Source organism: Actinoplanes sp. ATCC 53533, from assembly GCF_003947245.1.
In genome coordinates this window covers 54,708-69,478 of record NZ_QHHV01000072.1, presented here as the reverse complement: position 1 = coordinate 69,478, position 14,771 = coordinate 54,708, and the positions used below count along the sequence as shown (strand labels likewise).

Here is a 14,771-nt window from a genome sequence, read left to right as displayed (position 1 = left end):
TTCGACCCCTTCAGGCCTCGCTGGCTCAAACCTCGATCACCTCGACGTCCGCTTCGCGGAGCGCCGCTCTTGTCTTGTCGTCGGCGGGAGCGTTCGTGATGACGGTGCTCAACTCCCGCGGCCCGCACACCCGGGCCATGCCGGAGCCCGGAAACTTCGCCAGGTCGGCGGCGAGCACGACGTGGTCGCTGGCCGCGATCATGGCCCGCTTGACCGGCACCTCGACCACGGTGGTGTCCATGACCTGACCGCCGGGCCGCACCCCGCTGGTGCCGAGGAACAGCCGGTCGGCGTGGACCTGGCGCAGGTTGTCCTCGGTCAGGAAGCCCACCAGCGACCGGTAGTCACGCCGCAGCACCCCGCCGAGCAGCACCAGCTGGATGGATTCCTCGTCCTTGAGCTCCTCGAAGACCGCGAGGCTGCTAGTGATGACGGTAAGCGACCGGCCACGCAACTGCCGGGCGATCCGATGGGCGGTGGTCCCGATGTCGAGCAGCACGGTCTCGCCGTCCTTGACCAGCTCCGCGCACCGCACCGCGATCGCGTCCTTCTCCGCCACCCGCACGGTGGCGACGTCGACGAACGGATCGTCGCGGTCCTCGACCGGCGCCGCTCCGCCGTACACGCGTTTGAGCAGCCCCTCCTCGCCGAGCTGGACGAGGTCGCGACGGATCGTCGCGCTGCTGACGCCGAGTTGCTCGGACAGCGCGCTGATGGTGGCCGACCCGTTGGTGCGCAGGGTGCGCAGGATCAGCCCGTGACGTCGCTCGGAGAGCATGCGAGTGACACTACCGTTCAAACTCGCTCATCGCTATGAAAGTTTCTGATTGACTTGGTCGTGAATCCTTGCCAATCTGCGTCACAGTTATTCATTGCAGTGTCAGTCAGAACCGCTGTGTCAGTCAGAATCGCTGGGTCAGTCAGAGAGGTGGGCCGTGAACCACATCGAGAGGTTCCGCGAGCGGCGCTTCGGGATGTTCGTGCACTGGGGCATCTACGCGCTGGCGGCCCGCAACGAATGGATGCGGAACCGGGAGAAGACCACCGACGCCGACTACCGGCGCTACTTCGACCACTTCGACCCGGACCTGTACGACCCGGCCGCGTGGGTGGCCCAGGCCGAGGCGGCCGGCATGCGGTACGGCGTGATCACCGCCAAGCACCACGACGGCTTCTGCCTGTGGGACACCGATTCCACCGACTTCAGCGTCTCCCGGACCGCCCGCGGCCGGGACCTGATCGGACCGTTCCTGGCCGCGCTGCGCGAGCGCGACATGGGCGCCGGGCTCTACTACTCGCTCATCGACTGGCATCACCCGCAGTTCCCGATCGACGGCCTGCACCCGTTGCGCGACACCCCCGGGGCGAACGCCGGACGCGACATCGCGGTCTACCGCGACTACCTGCACGCCCAGGTCCGCGATCTGCTCACCCGCTACGGCCGGATCGACCAGCTGTTCCTGGACTTCTCCTACGTCGGCCACGTGCACGAGGGCGAGGTCGTCCGGGGCGGCAAGGGAGCGGCCGACTGGGGCAGCGCCGAGTTGCTCGCCACCGTCCGCGACCTGCAGCCGGAGATCCTGGTGAACGACCGCCTCGACATCCCGGGCGACATCGTCACGCCCGAGCAGTACCAGCCGAGCGCGCCGATGACCGTCGACGGCCGGCCGGCGCTCTGGGAGGCCTGCCAGACCCTCAACGGGAGCTGGGGCTACGACCGCGAGAACCGCGACTTCAAGTCGGTCGGCATGCTGCTGCGGATGCTCGTCGACACCGTCGCCAAGGACGGCAACCTGCTGCTCAACGTCGGCCCGAACGCCCGCGGCGAGATCGACCCGGCGTCGGCCGGCATCCTGCGCGGCATCGGCCGCTGGATGCGGCTGCACCAGCGATCCATCTACGGCGCCGGCCCGAGCGGGTATGCGGCCCCGCCGGACTGCCGATACACCCAGCGCGGCAACCGGCTGTACCTGCACCTGTTCGCCTGGCCCTTCGACGCCGTCCACCTGCCCGGCCTGGCGGACCGGCTGGAGTACGCGCAGTTCCTGCACGACGGGTCGGAGATCCGGCACGAGGTGGTCGACCCGGACCGGCCGGCCTACGCGACATCCTCGGCCGGGCAACCGCGCGGCACGGTGACGCTGCTGCTCCCCGTGCGACCGCCGGAGGTGGAGATCCCGGTGATCGAGATCTTCCTCCGCTCCTGACGAGCCGGAACCCACCTTCAGCGGTTGCGAACGCACCGACATCCCGACCGGAACCCACCTTCAGCGGTTGCGAACGCACCGACATCCCGACCCCGTAGTGATCCAGCCCGGCGCCACCGGTTCGCGATTGGCTACTGCCCGGACGTTCCCGCGCCGCGAGAATGGGCGGGTGAGCGACTATCGACTGAGCGAAAACCCGGCCGACCTCGACCTGGCGCGTGTCGTGCGCTGGATCAGCACCGATGCCTACTGGGCCAAGGGCCGCACGCGTGAGATCGTCGAGCGCTCGTTCGCCAATTCGGTGCCGATGGGCCTCTACGCCCCCGACGGGCAGCAGGTCGCGGTGGCACGCATCGTCTCCGACCACGCGACGTTCGTCTGGCTCTGCGATGTGTACGTCGACCGGGAGCACCGCGGCCGCGGCCTCGGCACCATCATCGCCAACTGGTCGGTCGAATGGGCCGAGCGCCAGGGCATCAAGCGCGTGATGCTGGCGACGCTCGACGCGCACGGGGTGTACGCGAAGGCCGGATTCGCGCCGATGCGACACCCCGAGCGCTGGATGGAGATCGACACCCGGCCACCGTTCGGCCCGGACGAGCAGCAGTGAGGCCCGGACGAGCAGCAGTGAGGTTCGCGGGCATCATCGGCGAGGACGAGCCGGACCGGCGGCCCGGGCGAGCGTGACCTCGGCCGCCACGCCGAAGTGGTCGGACGGCCAGACGGGCGCACTGCCGGCGCGGCTCGGCTCGGTGAACACCAGCCGGGCGCCCGTCGCGGTCGCGCCGCTTCCCCGTACCAGGATGTAGTCGATGCGGCAGCTCGGTTCATCCGCCTCGCGGGCGTGGTCGTTGGCCCGGTCGAAGGTGTGGCCGGGCGTCTCGCCCACCCACGCGTCGGCGAATCCGGCGTCCGCCAGGTGCTTCATCTCCGTCGAGCCGGGCTCGGCGTTGAAGTCGCCCACCAGTACGGCCGCCGGGGCCAGCCTGCCGACCTGGGCGGCCACGTATTCCACCTGCCGCAGCCGCAGCGGGCCGTGGTGCGGCTCCCAGGCGAGGTGGGTGGTGAATACCGGCAGGTCCCCGTGTGGCGCCTCGATCAGCGTGTAGAGCAACGCGCGTGGCTCGGCCACATCGGCGCCGGGCAACGGGAAGACCTGTTGTTCGCGGATGGGCCAGCGGCTGAGCACGGCGTTGCCCTGCCAGACCGGACCCGTGCCGTCTCGCGGCGCCGCGGGGGCGTACGCCACGTGGTAGCCGTGCGCGATCGCCAGCGCCTGGCACGTCTCGGGCGTCGCCTCCCCGGCGCCGAGCGTGCGCAGCACCTCCTGCAGCCCGAGCACGTCGGGCTGCAGGCGCGCGATCTCGCGCCGGATCAGCGACAGCCGCTCCGGCCAGGGGCCGGAGTCGTGCCAGATGTTGAGCGTCGCGATCCGGGCCCGACTCACTCCCGCACCGCTCCCTTCGCCAGGTCGCTGACGAAGTTGCGGGCGAAGAGCAGGAACACGGCGATCAACGGGATCACCGAGAGCAGGGCGCCCGTCATGACGCGGCTGTAGTCGAGGCCGTGCACGCTGTTGAGCTGCTGGAGTGCCACCTGGAGCGTGACCTGGTCCGGGTTGACCAGCACGACGAGCGGCCAGATGAAGTCGTTCCAGGACGCGATGAACGTGTAGATGCCGAGGAAGGCCAGGCCGGGCCGGACGATCGGGACGATGAGGCTGAAGTACTGGCGGAAGAAGCCGGCGCCGTCGAGCCGGGCGGCGTCGAGCACCGAGTCGGGCACCGCGTTGTGGATGTACTGGCGCAGGAAGAAGATGCCGAACGCGTTGGCCGCCGCCGGGACCACCAGCGCCTTCAGCGAGCCGACCCAGCCCAGCTCGACCATGATGACGAAGCCCGGGATGATGGCCAGCCCGACCGGGAGGAAGAACGTCCCGATCAGCACGCCGAAGAGGACCTTCCGGCCGGGGAAGTCGAACTTCGCGAACGCGAACGCGGCGAGCGAGTCGAAGAAGAGCACGAGCAGGGTGGTCGCGCTCGCCACGATGACCGTGTTGAGGAGCGAACCGAAGAAGTCGATGCTGTCGAAGACGTTGCGCAGGTTGGCGGGCAACTGCGAGCCGAACGTCAGCTTCGGCGGGAAGCGGTAGATGTCGGCGTTGGTGTTGGTCGCCATGACGACCATCCAGTAGAACGGGAACAGCGCCAGAATCGTGCCGCCGGCGAGCACCACGTGCAGCAGCAGGCCGCGAAGTCGTCTGGTTGTCATCAGCTGTTCCCTTCCCCCTGGCCGCGCTGGACGAGGGTCCAGTTGAGGATCGTGAAGAGGGCGACCACGAGGAGCACGACCATCGCGATCGCCGCGCCGTAGCCGTAGTCGTTGTGCGAGAACGCCTGCCGGTAGAAGTAGAACACCATGGTCAGGCCGCTCTGCCCGGTTCCGGCGGTGTCGCCGACCAGCACCTTGGGCTCGGTGAAGGTCTGCAGGCCGCCGACGGTCGAGATGACCACGGTGAAGAGGATGATCGGCCGCAGCAGCGGCAGCGTGATCCGGAAGAAGACCTGCGCCGCGTTGGCGCCGTCGACCTTGGCCTGCTCGTACAGGTCGGTGGAGATGGTCTGCAGGCCGGCGAGGTAGATGATCGCGTTGTACCCGGTCCACTGCCAGACGGTGAGCACCGCGATCACGGTCTTGATCCCCCAGACGCTCTGCAACCAGGCGACGCCGGGCAGGCCGGCCGTCTCCAGCACGCCGTTGACCAGGCCGTAGTTGGTGGCGAAGAGCGCACCGAAGAAGATCGAGATCGCCACGACCGAGGTGATGTTCGGGATGAAGAAGGCCATCCGGTAGAAGGCCTTGAACCGCTTCACCGAGTTGAGCATCACCGCGAGCACCAGCGCCAGGCAGAGCGTCGGCACGGTCGACATCACCCAGATGAGCAGGGTGTTGCGCAGCGAGAGCCAGAAGACCTCGTCCTTGATCAGGTATTTGAAGTTGTCCAGCCCGGCGAACTGCATCTCGCCGATGCCGTCCCAGCGTTGGAAGGCCAGGTAGAACGAGAACAGCACCGGCGCCAGACCGAACACCGCGAACAGGATGTAGAACGGCGAGATGGCGAGGTACTGCGGCCAGTAGGACAGGACGCGCCGGCGGCGCCCAGGCGCGCGGTGCGGGCGAGCCCGCGTGCGCGTCTTGGGTGCCACCGGCGCGGCTGTGCGGGACAGTGTCACGTCAGGAGACTCCCACCCGTTCACCTGCCTGCTTCGCCGCGGCCACGGCGTCCGTCCAAGCCTTCTCCGGATCCTTGCCCTTGGTCTCCACGTTGCTGAGCTCGGCGGCGAACGGCTCACGGAGCACGCTGTCGTACTGGCTCTCATAGGCGACCGGGATCTTCTCCGCGGCCGGGCCGAACACGTCGATGGTGACCTGCCCGCCGAAGAACTCGTCGGGCGCGGTCAGCGCGGGCAGCTTGTACGCGGCCGGCGCCGACGGGAACAGCGCCGCGTCCGTGTAACCCTTGGCCTGGTTGTCGGCGTTCAGCATCCAGGTGATGATCTCGAACGCCTTCTTCGGGTTGCCGGAGCTCTTCGGGATCGCCAGGAACGAGCCGCCCTGGTTCGCCGGGCCGCTCGGCATCGGGGCGACCCGCCACTTGCCGGAGGTCTTCTCGGCCGCCGACTTGATGTCCAGCGCGACCCAGGCGGCGCCGAGCTTGGCCGGCAGCGTGCCCTGGTTCCAGGCGGCGTTCGCGTCCTGGCCGCCGCTCTGCACCTTGAAGCTGATGCCGAGCTTGACCGCCTTGGCGGCGAGGTCCCAGGCGGTGCGGATGTGCTCCTGGTCGCCGATGAACTTCTTGTCGGCGTCCGCGTAGCGCTTGGTGGTCTGTCCGACGGCCATGTCGAAGACCTCCGCCGCCTCGCCGACCATGAACGTGCCGGGCAGCGCCGCCTTGAGCTTCACGCCCTGCTCGAAGAACGTGTCCCAGGTGCCCATCGCCGCGGTCACGTCCGCGACCTCGCTGGGCAGGCCGGCCTTGGAGAAGATGTCCGAGCGGTAGAACAGTGCGGTGGGGCCGATGTCGATCGGGAAGCCGATGAGCTTGCCGTCGGGGGTGCTGCCCTGCTTCCACTTCCACTCGAGGTACTGGGCCTTCAGGTCGCCCGCACCCAGCTCGTTCAGGTCGAGGAACTGGCCGGCCTGGCCCATGAAGTAGGCGATGTCCTCGCCCTTGATGCCGGTGATGTCCGGCATGAACTGCCGGCTGGTGATCGTGGTGACCAGCTTGTCCTTGAAGGCGCCGCCCACCTGGGTCGGCTTGAAGGTGATGTCCGGGAACTGCGTCGCGACGGCGGCGACGACCTTGTCGCTGAGGCCACCGGACCAGTACCAGAGCGAGAGTTCCTTGCTGTCGCCGCCGGTGGTGCCGGAGGAGTCGTCGTCGCCGCACGCCGCGGTGACGCCCACCGCCGCGCCAGCCATGCCGAACAAGCCGGCCTGCAACAGCCGCCTGCGCGAAATTGTCATGGGGTGTCCTGCCCTTCGAACTGTTCCTGGCCAGTGAGGTATTCGGGTATCCATGAATCGAGAAAGGCGTAGTCACGGCCCAGCTCGGGGTCTCCGGTCCGGGCCGTACGCCACCAGCCGGCGATGTCCGCCCAGCTCGGCGCGGCCATGGCCCCGCCGAGCCGCTGGACCGACAGGGCCGCGGCAAGGTTCGCGAACCGCAGGCGTTCGGCCAGTGGCCGCTCCGCGAGGGTGGCGAAAATGAAGGCTGCGCCGAAAACATCTCCGGCGCCGGTGGGGTCGAGCGTGCTGACTCGCAGCCCGGAGACCGACCCGGACTCGCCCGTGGTGTTGTCGACGGCCAGCGCGCCGTCGGGGCCCAGCGTCACCACCGCCACGGGGACCAGGTCGGCCAGGCGGGCCAGCGCCGCCGTGGGCGAGTCCGTGCCCGTGTATGACATCGCCTCGCCCGCGTTGGGCAGGAACGCGTGGCAGTGGGAGAGCTGCTCCAGGACCTCCGGTGCCCAGGCGCCGGAGGGGTCCCAGCCGAGGTCGGCGAAGACCAGCGTCCCCTGGGCCTGCGCCCGGACGAGCCACTCCTGCGGCTCCTCCCCGATGTGCACGGCCGCCGCCCGGCTCGCCGGCGGCTGGCCGACCAACTCGTCCGCGATCAGCGGCGGCGGCTGCCCGTGGGTCACCAGCGCGCGGTCGTCGTCGTACGCGAGCGCCACGGTGACCGGCGTGGACCAGCCGGAGAACCGGCGCGAGCGCGACAGGTCGACGCCTTCGCGGCCGGCCAGCTCGGCCCAGCAGTAGTCGCCGAGCATGTCCGCGCCGAACGCCGCGGCCAGTGCGGTCCGCAGGCCGAGCCGGCGCAGCGCGACCGCGAAGTTGGCGATCCCGCCGGGGCCCGAGTCCATGGCGCGCGTCCAGGTCTCGGTGCCGAGGGCGGGAGCCTTCGCCATGCCGGAGAACACGATGTCGGCGAAGAGCAGTCCCGACAGAAAGACGTCTGGAGTCTGGGATCCATGTTCAGTCACGGAGCTGTCCTTTCTGCTCGGCAGCCCGTCCAAGCTTGCGCATGAGTGTGCACCTCTCGTTGCCAGACTTGCAATACCTGTTCAAACTCAATCATCGCCATGCGCGACTTTGGCTGATACGCTCCGCCTCATGCTTCTCAGCAGGCCGAATACGGTCAGGACGTTCAACGAAGCTCCAGGTTTGGAGGTGACCGAGAAGTGAAACTGGTGATCCTCGGGGGCGGCGGATTCCGCGTGCCCCTCATTCACCGGGCCCTGCTGGTGGAGCGCGGCGAGCCCCGGGTGACCGAACTGGTCCTGTACGACGTCGACCTCCGGCGGCTCACCGCGATCCAGCACGTCCTCGAACAGCAGGCGGCGCTCGAGGCGGCGCGCACCGGCGGGCAGCCCGCCGCGGTCACGGTCTCGGTGACCACCGATCTGGCCGAGGCCCTGGTCGGCGCCGACTTCGTCTTCTCCGCGATCCGGGTCGGCGGGCTCGAGGGCCGGGTCATCGACGAGCGGGTCGCCATGGACCAGGGCGTACTCGGGCAGGAAACGGTCGGCGCGGGCGGCATCTCCTACGGCCTGCGGACGGTGCCCGTGGCGATCGAGGTGGCCCGGCGCATCGCGGAGCTCGCGCCGGACGCCTGGACCATCAACTTCACCAACCCCGCCGGCCTGGTCACCGAGGCGATGGCGGCGCACCTGGGCAACCGGGTCATCGGCATCTGCGACTCGCCGGTCGGGCTGACCCGCCGCGTCGCGCGGCTGCTCGACATCGATCCGGCCACCGCCTGGTTCGACTACGCCGGGCTCAACCACCTGGGCTGGCTGCGCGGCGTCTATGTCGAGGGCCGTGACCACCTGCCCCGGCTGCTGAACAATCCCGAGGCGCTCGGCTCGTTCGAGGAGGGCAAGCTCTTCGGCCCGGACTGGCTGCACACGCTCGGCGCCATCCCGAACGAGTACCTGTATTACTACTACTACTCGCACGAGGCCGTCCGGGCCGCGCGCGAGGCCTCCCAGACCCGCGGGGCGTTCCTGCTGCATCAGCAGCAGGACTTCTACGCCCAGACCGAGCGCGACGCCGGCTCGGCGCTGACGGCCTGGCGGCACACCCGCGCGGAACGCGAGGCCACCTACATGGCCGACACCCGGGAGATCGCCGGCGCCGGCGACCGGGACTCCGACGACGTGGAGTCCGGCGGTTACGAGCAGGTCGCCCTGGCGATCATGCGGGCCATCGCCCGGGACGAGCGCACGGTGCTGATCCTGAACGTGCGCAACCGCTCGGCGCTGTCCATCGTGGACGACGACGCGGTGGTCGAGATCCCGTGCGTGGTCGACGCGAACGGCCCGCACCCGGTCGTCATCAACCAGTTGCCGGCGCACGCCGCCGGCCTGGTGACCAGCGTCAAGGCGGTCGAACGGGCCACCATCGAGGCCGCGGTCCAGGGCTCACGGCGGGCGGCGCACAAGGCGCTGGCGCTGCACCCGCTGGTCGGTTCGGTCACCGTCGCGCAGCGGATGCTGGACGCCTACATCCGGCAGTTCCCGCAGTTGGCCTACCTCGGCGACTAGGAGCTACAGCACCGCGGTGAGCAGATCGACCGCGGACGCCTGGCGGGCCGGGTCGGCGCGGTCGAACGGCCCGGCCCAGCGCAGCCCGTACCGGTCCCGGTCGTCGCGGGCGAAGGCCAGCGCCGACTCGGCCTGCCGGAGCAGATAAGCCCGGTACGGGCGGCCGGGCAGGACGCGGTCGAGCTCGTCGAGGTTGCGCACGAAGATGCCCTTGAACGAGGGGGCGTCGTCGCCCGCGTCAGCATCCTCGCACGGCTCGGTGAGGATGCCGCCCGGCGACAGGCGCGCGCTCGTGGTCGTAGCCGTGGCGATCCGGCGGGCGACGTCGAGCAACTCGTCGTCGCCGGTCGCCCGGTGTAACTCGACCAGGGCGCCGAGGATGACGCCCTGGTTGTACGTCCAGGTCTCGCCGCCGTTGTTCACGCACCGGCCGTCCTGGGTCAGGCCGTCGTTGACGAGCCCGGCGTCGTTCAGCATCCCGCTCGCCCGGAACCACCGCCACGTCTCCAGCGCGCGGCCGAGGTCGGCGGTGTCGCCCGGGGTGCGGTTGTGCAGCGCCGCGAGAAGCTTGAGATAGAGCTCGTTGCTGATCGCGTTCTTGTAGGTCCGCTGCGGGACGTCCCACCAGACGCCGCCACCGCAGGTGTCGTCCCAGTAGCCGCCGATCCACCGCGTGCCGGTGCGGGCGAGCTCCAGATAGCGGCCGTGCCCGGTCAGGTCGTATGCGCGCACGCACGCCAGCGCCCACCAGGCGGTGTCGTCGGTCGAGTCCGAGCGGAACTCGCCACCCATGTAGGCACGGCGCTGAATCTCGACCGTGTGGTCGAGCACCCAGAGATGGTCGGTGTCGCCGGATCGCACCATGTAGTCCAGCAGCGCCTGCAACGCGTTGCCGGACTGCCACCACGGGCGGTCGGGCTCCCACAGCCCGGACGGCCGGTCGTAGAAACCCATCATCGCGTCGACAGCCGCCCGGGCCGCTGCTGCGAAGCTCACGCCTCGATCACCTCGACGCCCGCCTCGCGCATGCGTGCGCAGGTCGCCGGGTCGGCCCCGGCGTTGGTGACGACGATGTCCAGATCCTCGGGGCCGCAGACCCGGGCGACGCCGGTGCCGGGGAACTTGGTGGCGTCGGCGAGCAGGATGATCTGCTCGGAGGCCGCGATCATCGCCCGCTTGATGGAGACCTCGACCACCGTCGTGTCCATCACCTGGCCGTCGGCCCGCACGCCGCTGGTGCCGAGAAAGAGCTTGTCGGCGCGCACCTGGCGCAGCGCGTCCTCGGTGAGGAACCCGACGAGCGAGCGGTAGCTGCGCCGCACCACGCCGCCGAGAACGATGAGCTGGATGTCGGACTCCTCGGCGAGCACCTCGTAGACCGCGAGGTTGCTGGTGATGACCGTGAGGGCGCGTCCGCGCAACGTGTGGGCCAGGCGGTGGGCGGTGGTCCCGATGTCGAGCAGAATCGTGTCGCCATCCTTGATCAACTCGGCGCAGCGCGCGACGAGCGTGTCCTTCTCCTCCACCCGCACGGTCGCGACCTCGGCGAACGGCTGGTCGGGGTCGGTGACCGACACCGCGCCGCCATACACCCGGGTGAGGCGCCCGGCCTGGTCGAGCTGCACCAGGTCGCGGCGGATGGTCGCCTGGCTGACCCCGAGGCGCTCGGCGAGCACCCGGACCGCCGCGGGCCCCTCGGCGCGAAGGCTGCGGAGGATCAGGTCGTGGCGCTGCTGCGCAAGCATGGCAGGCATCCTATCAGTCATACTCGCTCACCACGGCCCAGCCTCCTGCACGGTTACTATCGACTTCGATCGTCTCATGCGCAAGTATGCGCGTCCTTGAAGCGGCGGACGGTGTGCGATGAGCCGGTCGACGGCGTGGCGGGTGTTTGGTCGGCGAAGACCCGCCCGGCGGGGCGATCATCAAGGCGTGCGCCGGAGCAGCAACCGGTGCCGGTGGCCGACTCGTAGACGTCGTCGGGTTCGTATCCGCAGCCGGGTGAGTGGGGGAGACATGGAGTGGCAGGAGTGGCTGGGCCGCTCACCGCTGGGCCTCGACCTGGTCGCCCGGTGGCGCGAGGCCGGTGACTACCGGCGGCTGCTCGGCGATGAGGCGTACCGGCAGCAGATGGTGGATTTGCTGTCGCGAGCGGCTCCCCGCGACTGCGCGGCCGCGGGTTTCGGCTGCACCAGACGGACCGATCGGGCCTGCCGGGAGCCGGCGACCTGCTCCCGGGAGCCCGGCGCCGGGCCGGCGGGCGAGGGCCGGCGCGAAGGACCGGTCCCGGGTGGCTGCGACGCGTTCTACGGCTACTACGGCGACGACCTGCGGATCCAGGTCAGCTTCGCCGCCCGGGACCGGCATCGGGCCGTGTTCTGGGCCGACAGTCAGGGCCCGGTGCGGCTGTGGGTCGACGGCGTGCCGGTCGGCACGGAACACCTGCTGGCCACGCCCGGATACTGGGTCGGCGACCGGTTCTTCGTGGTGGACGTCGCGGGCCCGGACGATCACCCGGCGCAGCGGTACGTGCTGAGCGACCTGGTCACCGCGATCGTCTCACTGCTGATCCACGACGCCGACCAGTCGTCGACGCACCTGCTCGTGCCGCGCCCCGACGAGCTGTGGACCGACCCGCGCGTCGAGCGCCACGGCGACGTCCTGCACGTCTACCCGGACCTGGCGGCGCGGGCGGCCGGCCGGCCGGACCGCACGTTGCCGGCCGCCTGACCAGCGTCGCCATTGTCGCCGGAGCGGCCGTAGCCGCGTCGCTGTCCAACCTTGTCCAGGATGGCCGGTCGAAGCCGCCCAGGTGTGGTTGATTCGTCCGTGCCAGGGATCGGCCCACGGTCGGTTCGACCCGCATCGAAGGAGACGAAAATGGCTCAACGCCGAATGTCATCGTGGCGTGTCGCGGCCGCGGCGTTGGCTTCGGGAGCGGCGTTCGCGGGCCTGCCGGCCGCCGCCGCGACGGCCGACACCGTCGCGCCGACCGGAGACCTGATCTGTGTTCCCCAGGGCGCCAGCATCTTCGAGTGCCAGCTCAGGATCGCCGGGGGGACCGCTCCGTACAGCACGACGTGGAGCGGCGCGACATTCACCGAGACGTTCACCACCGCCGCCGTGGGCAGGTGCAACCCCGCGAAGGCGTACCGGATCTCCGTGGTCATCACCGATGCCGGCGGTGCGCAGGCAACCGATCTCGCGCACTTCGTCTGCAAGGGCGGTCCGCCGGTCTGAGTCACCGGTGACGGATCGGTTTACGTCCGGTGCCGGCAGAGCGAAGCCACCGTGGCCCCGTTTCGCCTGACCTCAATAGCGATGCCGTCGCTTACCACGACGGGCGCCGGCACTGTCGGCGTGGCTACCGTTGCTGAAGACTGGGCGCATGAGTTCTTCGTTTCCCGGGCTGGTCGCCCGTAGCCAGAATTTCATGCTCGGGCGCCCGCGCCGGTTCGTGGTCGCCCCGGACGGATCGCGGGTGCTGTTTCTGCGGTCGAGCGGGGGCATGGACCCGGTGGGCCACCTCTGGTCGTACGAGGTCGCCACCGGGGTGGAGCGGCTGCTGGTGGATGCGGCGGCACTGGGCGCGGCCGGGGAAGCACCGTCGTCCGAGCGCGAGCGGGCCCGGCGCGAGCGGGCGCGGGACCGGTCGGCCGGGATCGGCTCGTACGCCACGGACGCCGCCGTCCGCACGGCGGTGTTCACGGTGGCCGGACGGCTGTACGCGGTGGACGTGCTGTCGGCCGAGGTCGATGAGCTGGGCGCGCGGGAGCCGGCCGCCGAGGCACGGATCGACCCGACCGGCCGGACGGTCGCCTACGTGTGCGAGGCCGAGTTGCGGGTCGTCGGGCGCGACGGCAAGGACGACCGGCCGTTGGCGGAGCCGGACGGCCCCGAGGTGACGTGGGGGCTGGCGGAGCACGAGGCGTCCGAGTCGATGGACCGGTTCGAGGGCTACTGGTGGGCGCCGGACGGCCGGAGTCTGGTCGCGGCACGGGTGGACAACGCGCCGGTGCGGGTCTGGTATGTCGCCGACCCCGCTCGCCCGGAGCGGCCACCGGCCGCGCTGCGTTACCCGTCCGCGGGGACGCCGAACGCGGACGTCGGCCTGTGCGTGCTGGGCCTGGACGGCAGCCGGACGCCGGTGGAGTGGGACCGTGCCGCGTTCGAATACGTGACCCGGGTGACCTGGGACGCGGCCGGGTTGCTGGTGGTCGTGCAGAACCGGCGCCAGACGACGATGCGGGTGCTGACCGCCGATCCGGTGACCGGCCGGACCGCGGTGCTGCGCGAGGACACCGACCCGGCGTGGACGACGATCGTCGAGGGTGTGCCCGCGCACACCGCGTCGGGGGCGCTGCTGTGGACCGTGGACGACGGCGACACCCGGCGGCTGACCGTCGACGGCGTCCCGGTCACGCCGCCCGGCCTGCAGATGGAGGAGGTGCTCTCGGTCGACGGGGAGACCGTGCTGTTCGCCGGACGGCAGGAGCCGGCCGAGCGGCACCTGTGGACCTGGTCGCCGGCGGCCGGGACGGTCCGTGTCACCGGCACGCCCGGGCTGTACGGCGGGCGTCGCGCCGGCGGCGTGACCGTTGTGGACGCGCAGACGCTCGACGGAGAGGCGGTGAGCGTGGACGGACACGAGTTGCGGAGCCTCGCGGCCGAGCCGTCGATCCGCCCGCTGCCGCAGCTGATGGCGCTGGGGGAGCGCGAGCTGCGGACGGCGGTGCTGTTTCCCACCGGCCACGTCCCGGGTTCGGCACGGCTGCCGGTGCTCATGGACCCGTACGGTGGCTCGGCCGGGCAGCGGGCCGTCGCGGCCCGCTCCCGGTACTGGGCCTCCCAGTGGTTCGCCGACCAGGGTTTCGCGGTGATCGTCGCGGATGGCCGCGGCACCCCGGGGCGGGGGCCCCGCTGGGAACGCGCCCGCGGCGGCGACCACGCCGGGCCACGGGTGCAGGACCAGGTCGATGCGTTGCGGGCCGCCGCGGAGCGGTTCGCCGACCTCGATCTGGACCGGGTGGGTATCCGGGGCTGGTCGGCCGGTGGCTACCTGGCGGCCCTGGCGGTGCTGCGCCGTCCCGACGTGTTCCACGCCGCGGTGGCCGGTGCTCCGGTGACCGACCAGCTGCTCTACAGCTCCCATTGGCAGGAGCGCACGCTGGGCCTGCCCGCGGAGAACCCCGACGGGTACGCGCACGCCTCGCTGCTCGCCGACGCCCCGAATCTGCGCCGTCCGCTGCTGCTCGTGCACGGCATGCTCGACGACAACGTGTTGCCGGTGCACACGATGAAGCTGTCCGCGGCACTGCTCGCGGCGGGCCGCCCGCACACCGTGCTGCCGCTGCCCGCCGGCACGCACATGGCCGCCTCCGCGGACAACCTCTGGGAGTTCGAGCTGAGTTTTCTGCGCACGGCGCTGGGCCTCGACTGATCGGCTGGCGACGAA

The 14,771-nt window shown here is 70.5% G+C and carries 14 protein-coding genes; 6 read left to right on the top strand and 8 right to left on the bottom strand.

Features of this window, described 5'->3' with window-relative positions; translation table 11 throughout:
* Positions 1–25 precede the first annotated feature (25 nt).
* Positions 26–778 (bottom strand): DeoR/GlpR family DNA-binding transcription regulator, encoded by a 753-nt coding sequence (locus DMB66_RS24320; RefSeq protein ID WP_125806425.1) that lies wholly within the window; start codon positions 776–778, stop codon positions 26–28.
* 157 nt (positions 779–935) lie between these two features.
* Between DMB66_RS24320 and DMB66_RS24315 the strand changes: the two genes are divergently transcribed.
* Together DMB66_RS24315 and DMB66_RS24310 are read left to right on the top strand one after the other, a co-directional pair.
* Entirely contained in the window at positions 936–2,207 is a 1,272-nt protein-coding gene (locus tag DMB66_RS24315) for an alpha-L-fucosidase (RefSeq protein WP_199752607.1), read from the top strand.
* A gap of 169 nt (positions 2,208–2,376) precedes the next feature.
* Entirely contained in the window at positions 2,377–2,817 is a 441-nt protein-coding gene (locus tag DMB66_RS24310) for a GNAT family N-acetyltransferase (protein WP_125806444.1), read from the top strand.
* A gap of 33 nt (positions 2,818–2,850) precedes the next feature.
* Here the strand turns inward: DMB66_RS24310 and DMB66_RS24305 are convergent, their stop codons facing one another.
* Genes DMB66_RS24305 through DMB66_RS24285 form a run of 5 tightly spaced genes read right to left on the bottom strand, consistent with a single transcriptional unit; the run spans position 2,851 to position 7,753 of the window.
* Positions 2,851–3,654 carry an endonuclease/exonuclease/phosphatase family protein gene (locus DMB66_RS24305; protein WP_125806424.1) on the bottom strand — a complete coding sequence of 268 codons (804 nt, stop codon included), beginning with the start codon at positions 3,652–3,654 and terminating at the stop codon, positions 2,851–2,853.
* Positions 3,651–4,478, bottom strand: coding sequence for a carbohydrate ABC transporter permease (locus DMB66_RS24300; RefSeq protein ID WP_125806423.1), 828 nt, complete (start codon positions 4,476–4,478; stop codon positions 3,651–3,653). Before DMB66_RS24300 ends, DMB66_RS24305 begins: the two co-directional genes overlap by 4 nt.
* Positions 4,478–5,440 carry a carbohydrate ABC transporter permease gene (locus DMB66_RS24295; protein ID WP_125806422.1) on the bottom strand — a complete coding sequence of 321 codons (963 nt, stop codon included), beginning with the start codon at positions 5,438–5,440 and terminating at the stop codon, positions 4,478–4,480. The genes DMB66_RS24300 and DMB66_RS24295 overlap by 1 nt, the downstream gene beginning before the upstream one ends.
* Position 5,441: 1 nt before the next feature.
* Complete coding sequence (locus tag DMB66_RS24290) at positions 5,442–6,734, bottom strand: ABC transporter substrate-binding protein (RefSeq protein WP_125806421.1); 1,293 nt, start codon at positions 6,732–6,734, stop codon at positions 5,442–5,444.
* Positions 6,731–7,753 (bottom strand): carbohydrate kinase family protein, encoded by a 1,023-nt coding sequence (locus DMB66_RS24285; protein WP_199752606.1) that lies wholly within the window; start codon positions 7,751–7,753, stop codon positions 6,731–6,733. Before DMB66_RS24285 ends, DMB66_RS24290 begins: the two co-directional genes overlap by 4 nt.
* Before the next feature lie 198 nt (positions 7,754–7,951).
* On the opposite strand from DMB66_RS24285, the gene DMB66_RS24280 reads away from it, so the two are divergent.
* Positions 7,952–9,316 carry a 6-phospho-beta-glucosidase gene (locus DMB66_RS24280; protein ID WP_125806420.1) on the top strand — a complete coding sequence of 455 codons (1,365 nt, stop codon included), beginning with the start codon at positions 7,952–7,954 and terminating at the stop codon, positions 9,314–9,316.
* Positions 9,317–9,319: 3 nt separating this feature from the next.
* Here DMB66_RS24280 and DMB66_RS24275 read toward each other — a convergent pair whose 3' ends face one another.
* Positions 9,320–10,312 carry a glycoside hydrolase family 76 protein gene (locus DMB66_RS24275; protein WP_199752605.1) on the bottom strand — a complete coding sequence of 331 codons (993 nt, stop codon included), beginning with the start codon at positions 10,310–10,312 and terminating at the stop codon, positions 9,320–9,322.
* The gene (locus DMB66_RS24270) at positions 10,309–11,061 is read right to left on the bottom strand and encodes a DeoR/GlpR family DNA-binding transcription regulator (protein WP_125806419.1); all 753 of its coding nucleotides are present in this window, start codon (positions 11,059–11,061) and stop codon (positions 10,309–10,311) included. The genes DMB66_RS24275 and DMB66_RS24270 overlap by 4 nt, the downstream gene beginning before the upstream one ends.
* A gap of 271 nt (positions 11,062–11,332) precedes the next feature.
* On the opposite strand from DMB66_RS24270, the gene DMB66_RS24265 reads away from it, so the two are divergent.
* From DMB66_RS24265 to DMB66_RS24255, 3 genes are all read left to right on the top strand, one after another.
* Positions 11,333–12,046, top strand: coding sequence for a hypothetical protein (locus tag DMB66_RS24265; protein WP_125806418.1), 714 nt, complete (start codon positions 11,333–11,335; stop codon positions 12,044–12,046).
* A 150-nt stretch (positions 12,047–12,196) separates the two neighbouring features.
* Positions 12,197–12,556: a hypothetical protein gene (locus DMB66_RS24260; RefSeq protein ID WP_125806417.1), complete on the top strand. Its 360-nt coding sequence runs from the start codon at positions 12,197–12,199 to the stop codon at positions 12,554–12,556.
* Positions 12,557–12,704: 148 nt separating this feature from the next.
* Positions 12,705–14,756: a S9 family peptidase gene (locus DMB66_RS24255; RefSeq protein WP_125806416.1), complete on the top strand. Its 2,052-nt coding sequence runs from the start codon at positions 12,705–12,707 to the stop codon at positions 14,754–14,756.
* Positions 14,757–14,771: the final 15 nt, after the last annotated feature.

What these genes read in the sequence shown, in the direction of transcription:
- DMB66_RS24320 (WP_125806425.1), bottom strand. Translation starts at nt 778, where the DNA reads ATGCTCTCCGAGCGACGTCACGGGCTGATCCTGCGCACCCTGCGCACC.
- DMB66_RS24300 (WP_125806423.1), bottom strand. Translation starts at nt 4,478, where the DNA reads ATGACAACCAGACGACTTCGCGGCCTGCTGCTGCACGTGGTGCTCGCC.
- DMB66_RS24290 (WP_125806421.1), bottom strand. Translation starts at nt 6,734, where the DNA reads ATGACAATTTCGCGCAGGCGGCTGTTGCAGGCCGGCTTGTTCGGCATG.
- DMB66_RS24270 (WP_125806419.1), bottom strand. Translation starts at nt 11,061, where the DNA reads ATGCTTGCGCAGCAGCGCCACGACCTGATCCTCCGCAGCCTTCGCGCC.
- DMB66_RS24265 (WP_125806418.1), top strand. Translation starts at nt 11,333, where the DNA reads ATGGAGTGGCAGGAGTGGCTGGGCCGCTCACCGCTGGGCCTCGACCTG.
- DMB66_RS24260 (WP_125806417.1), top strand. Translation starts at nt 12,197, where the DNA reads ATGGCTCAACGCCGAATGTCATCGTGGCGTGTCGCGGCCGCGGCGTTG.
- DMB66_RS24255 (WP_125806416.1), top strand. Translation starts at nt 12,705, where the DNA reads ATGAGTTCTTCGTTTCCCGGGCTGGTCGCCCGTAGCCAGAATTTCATG.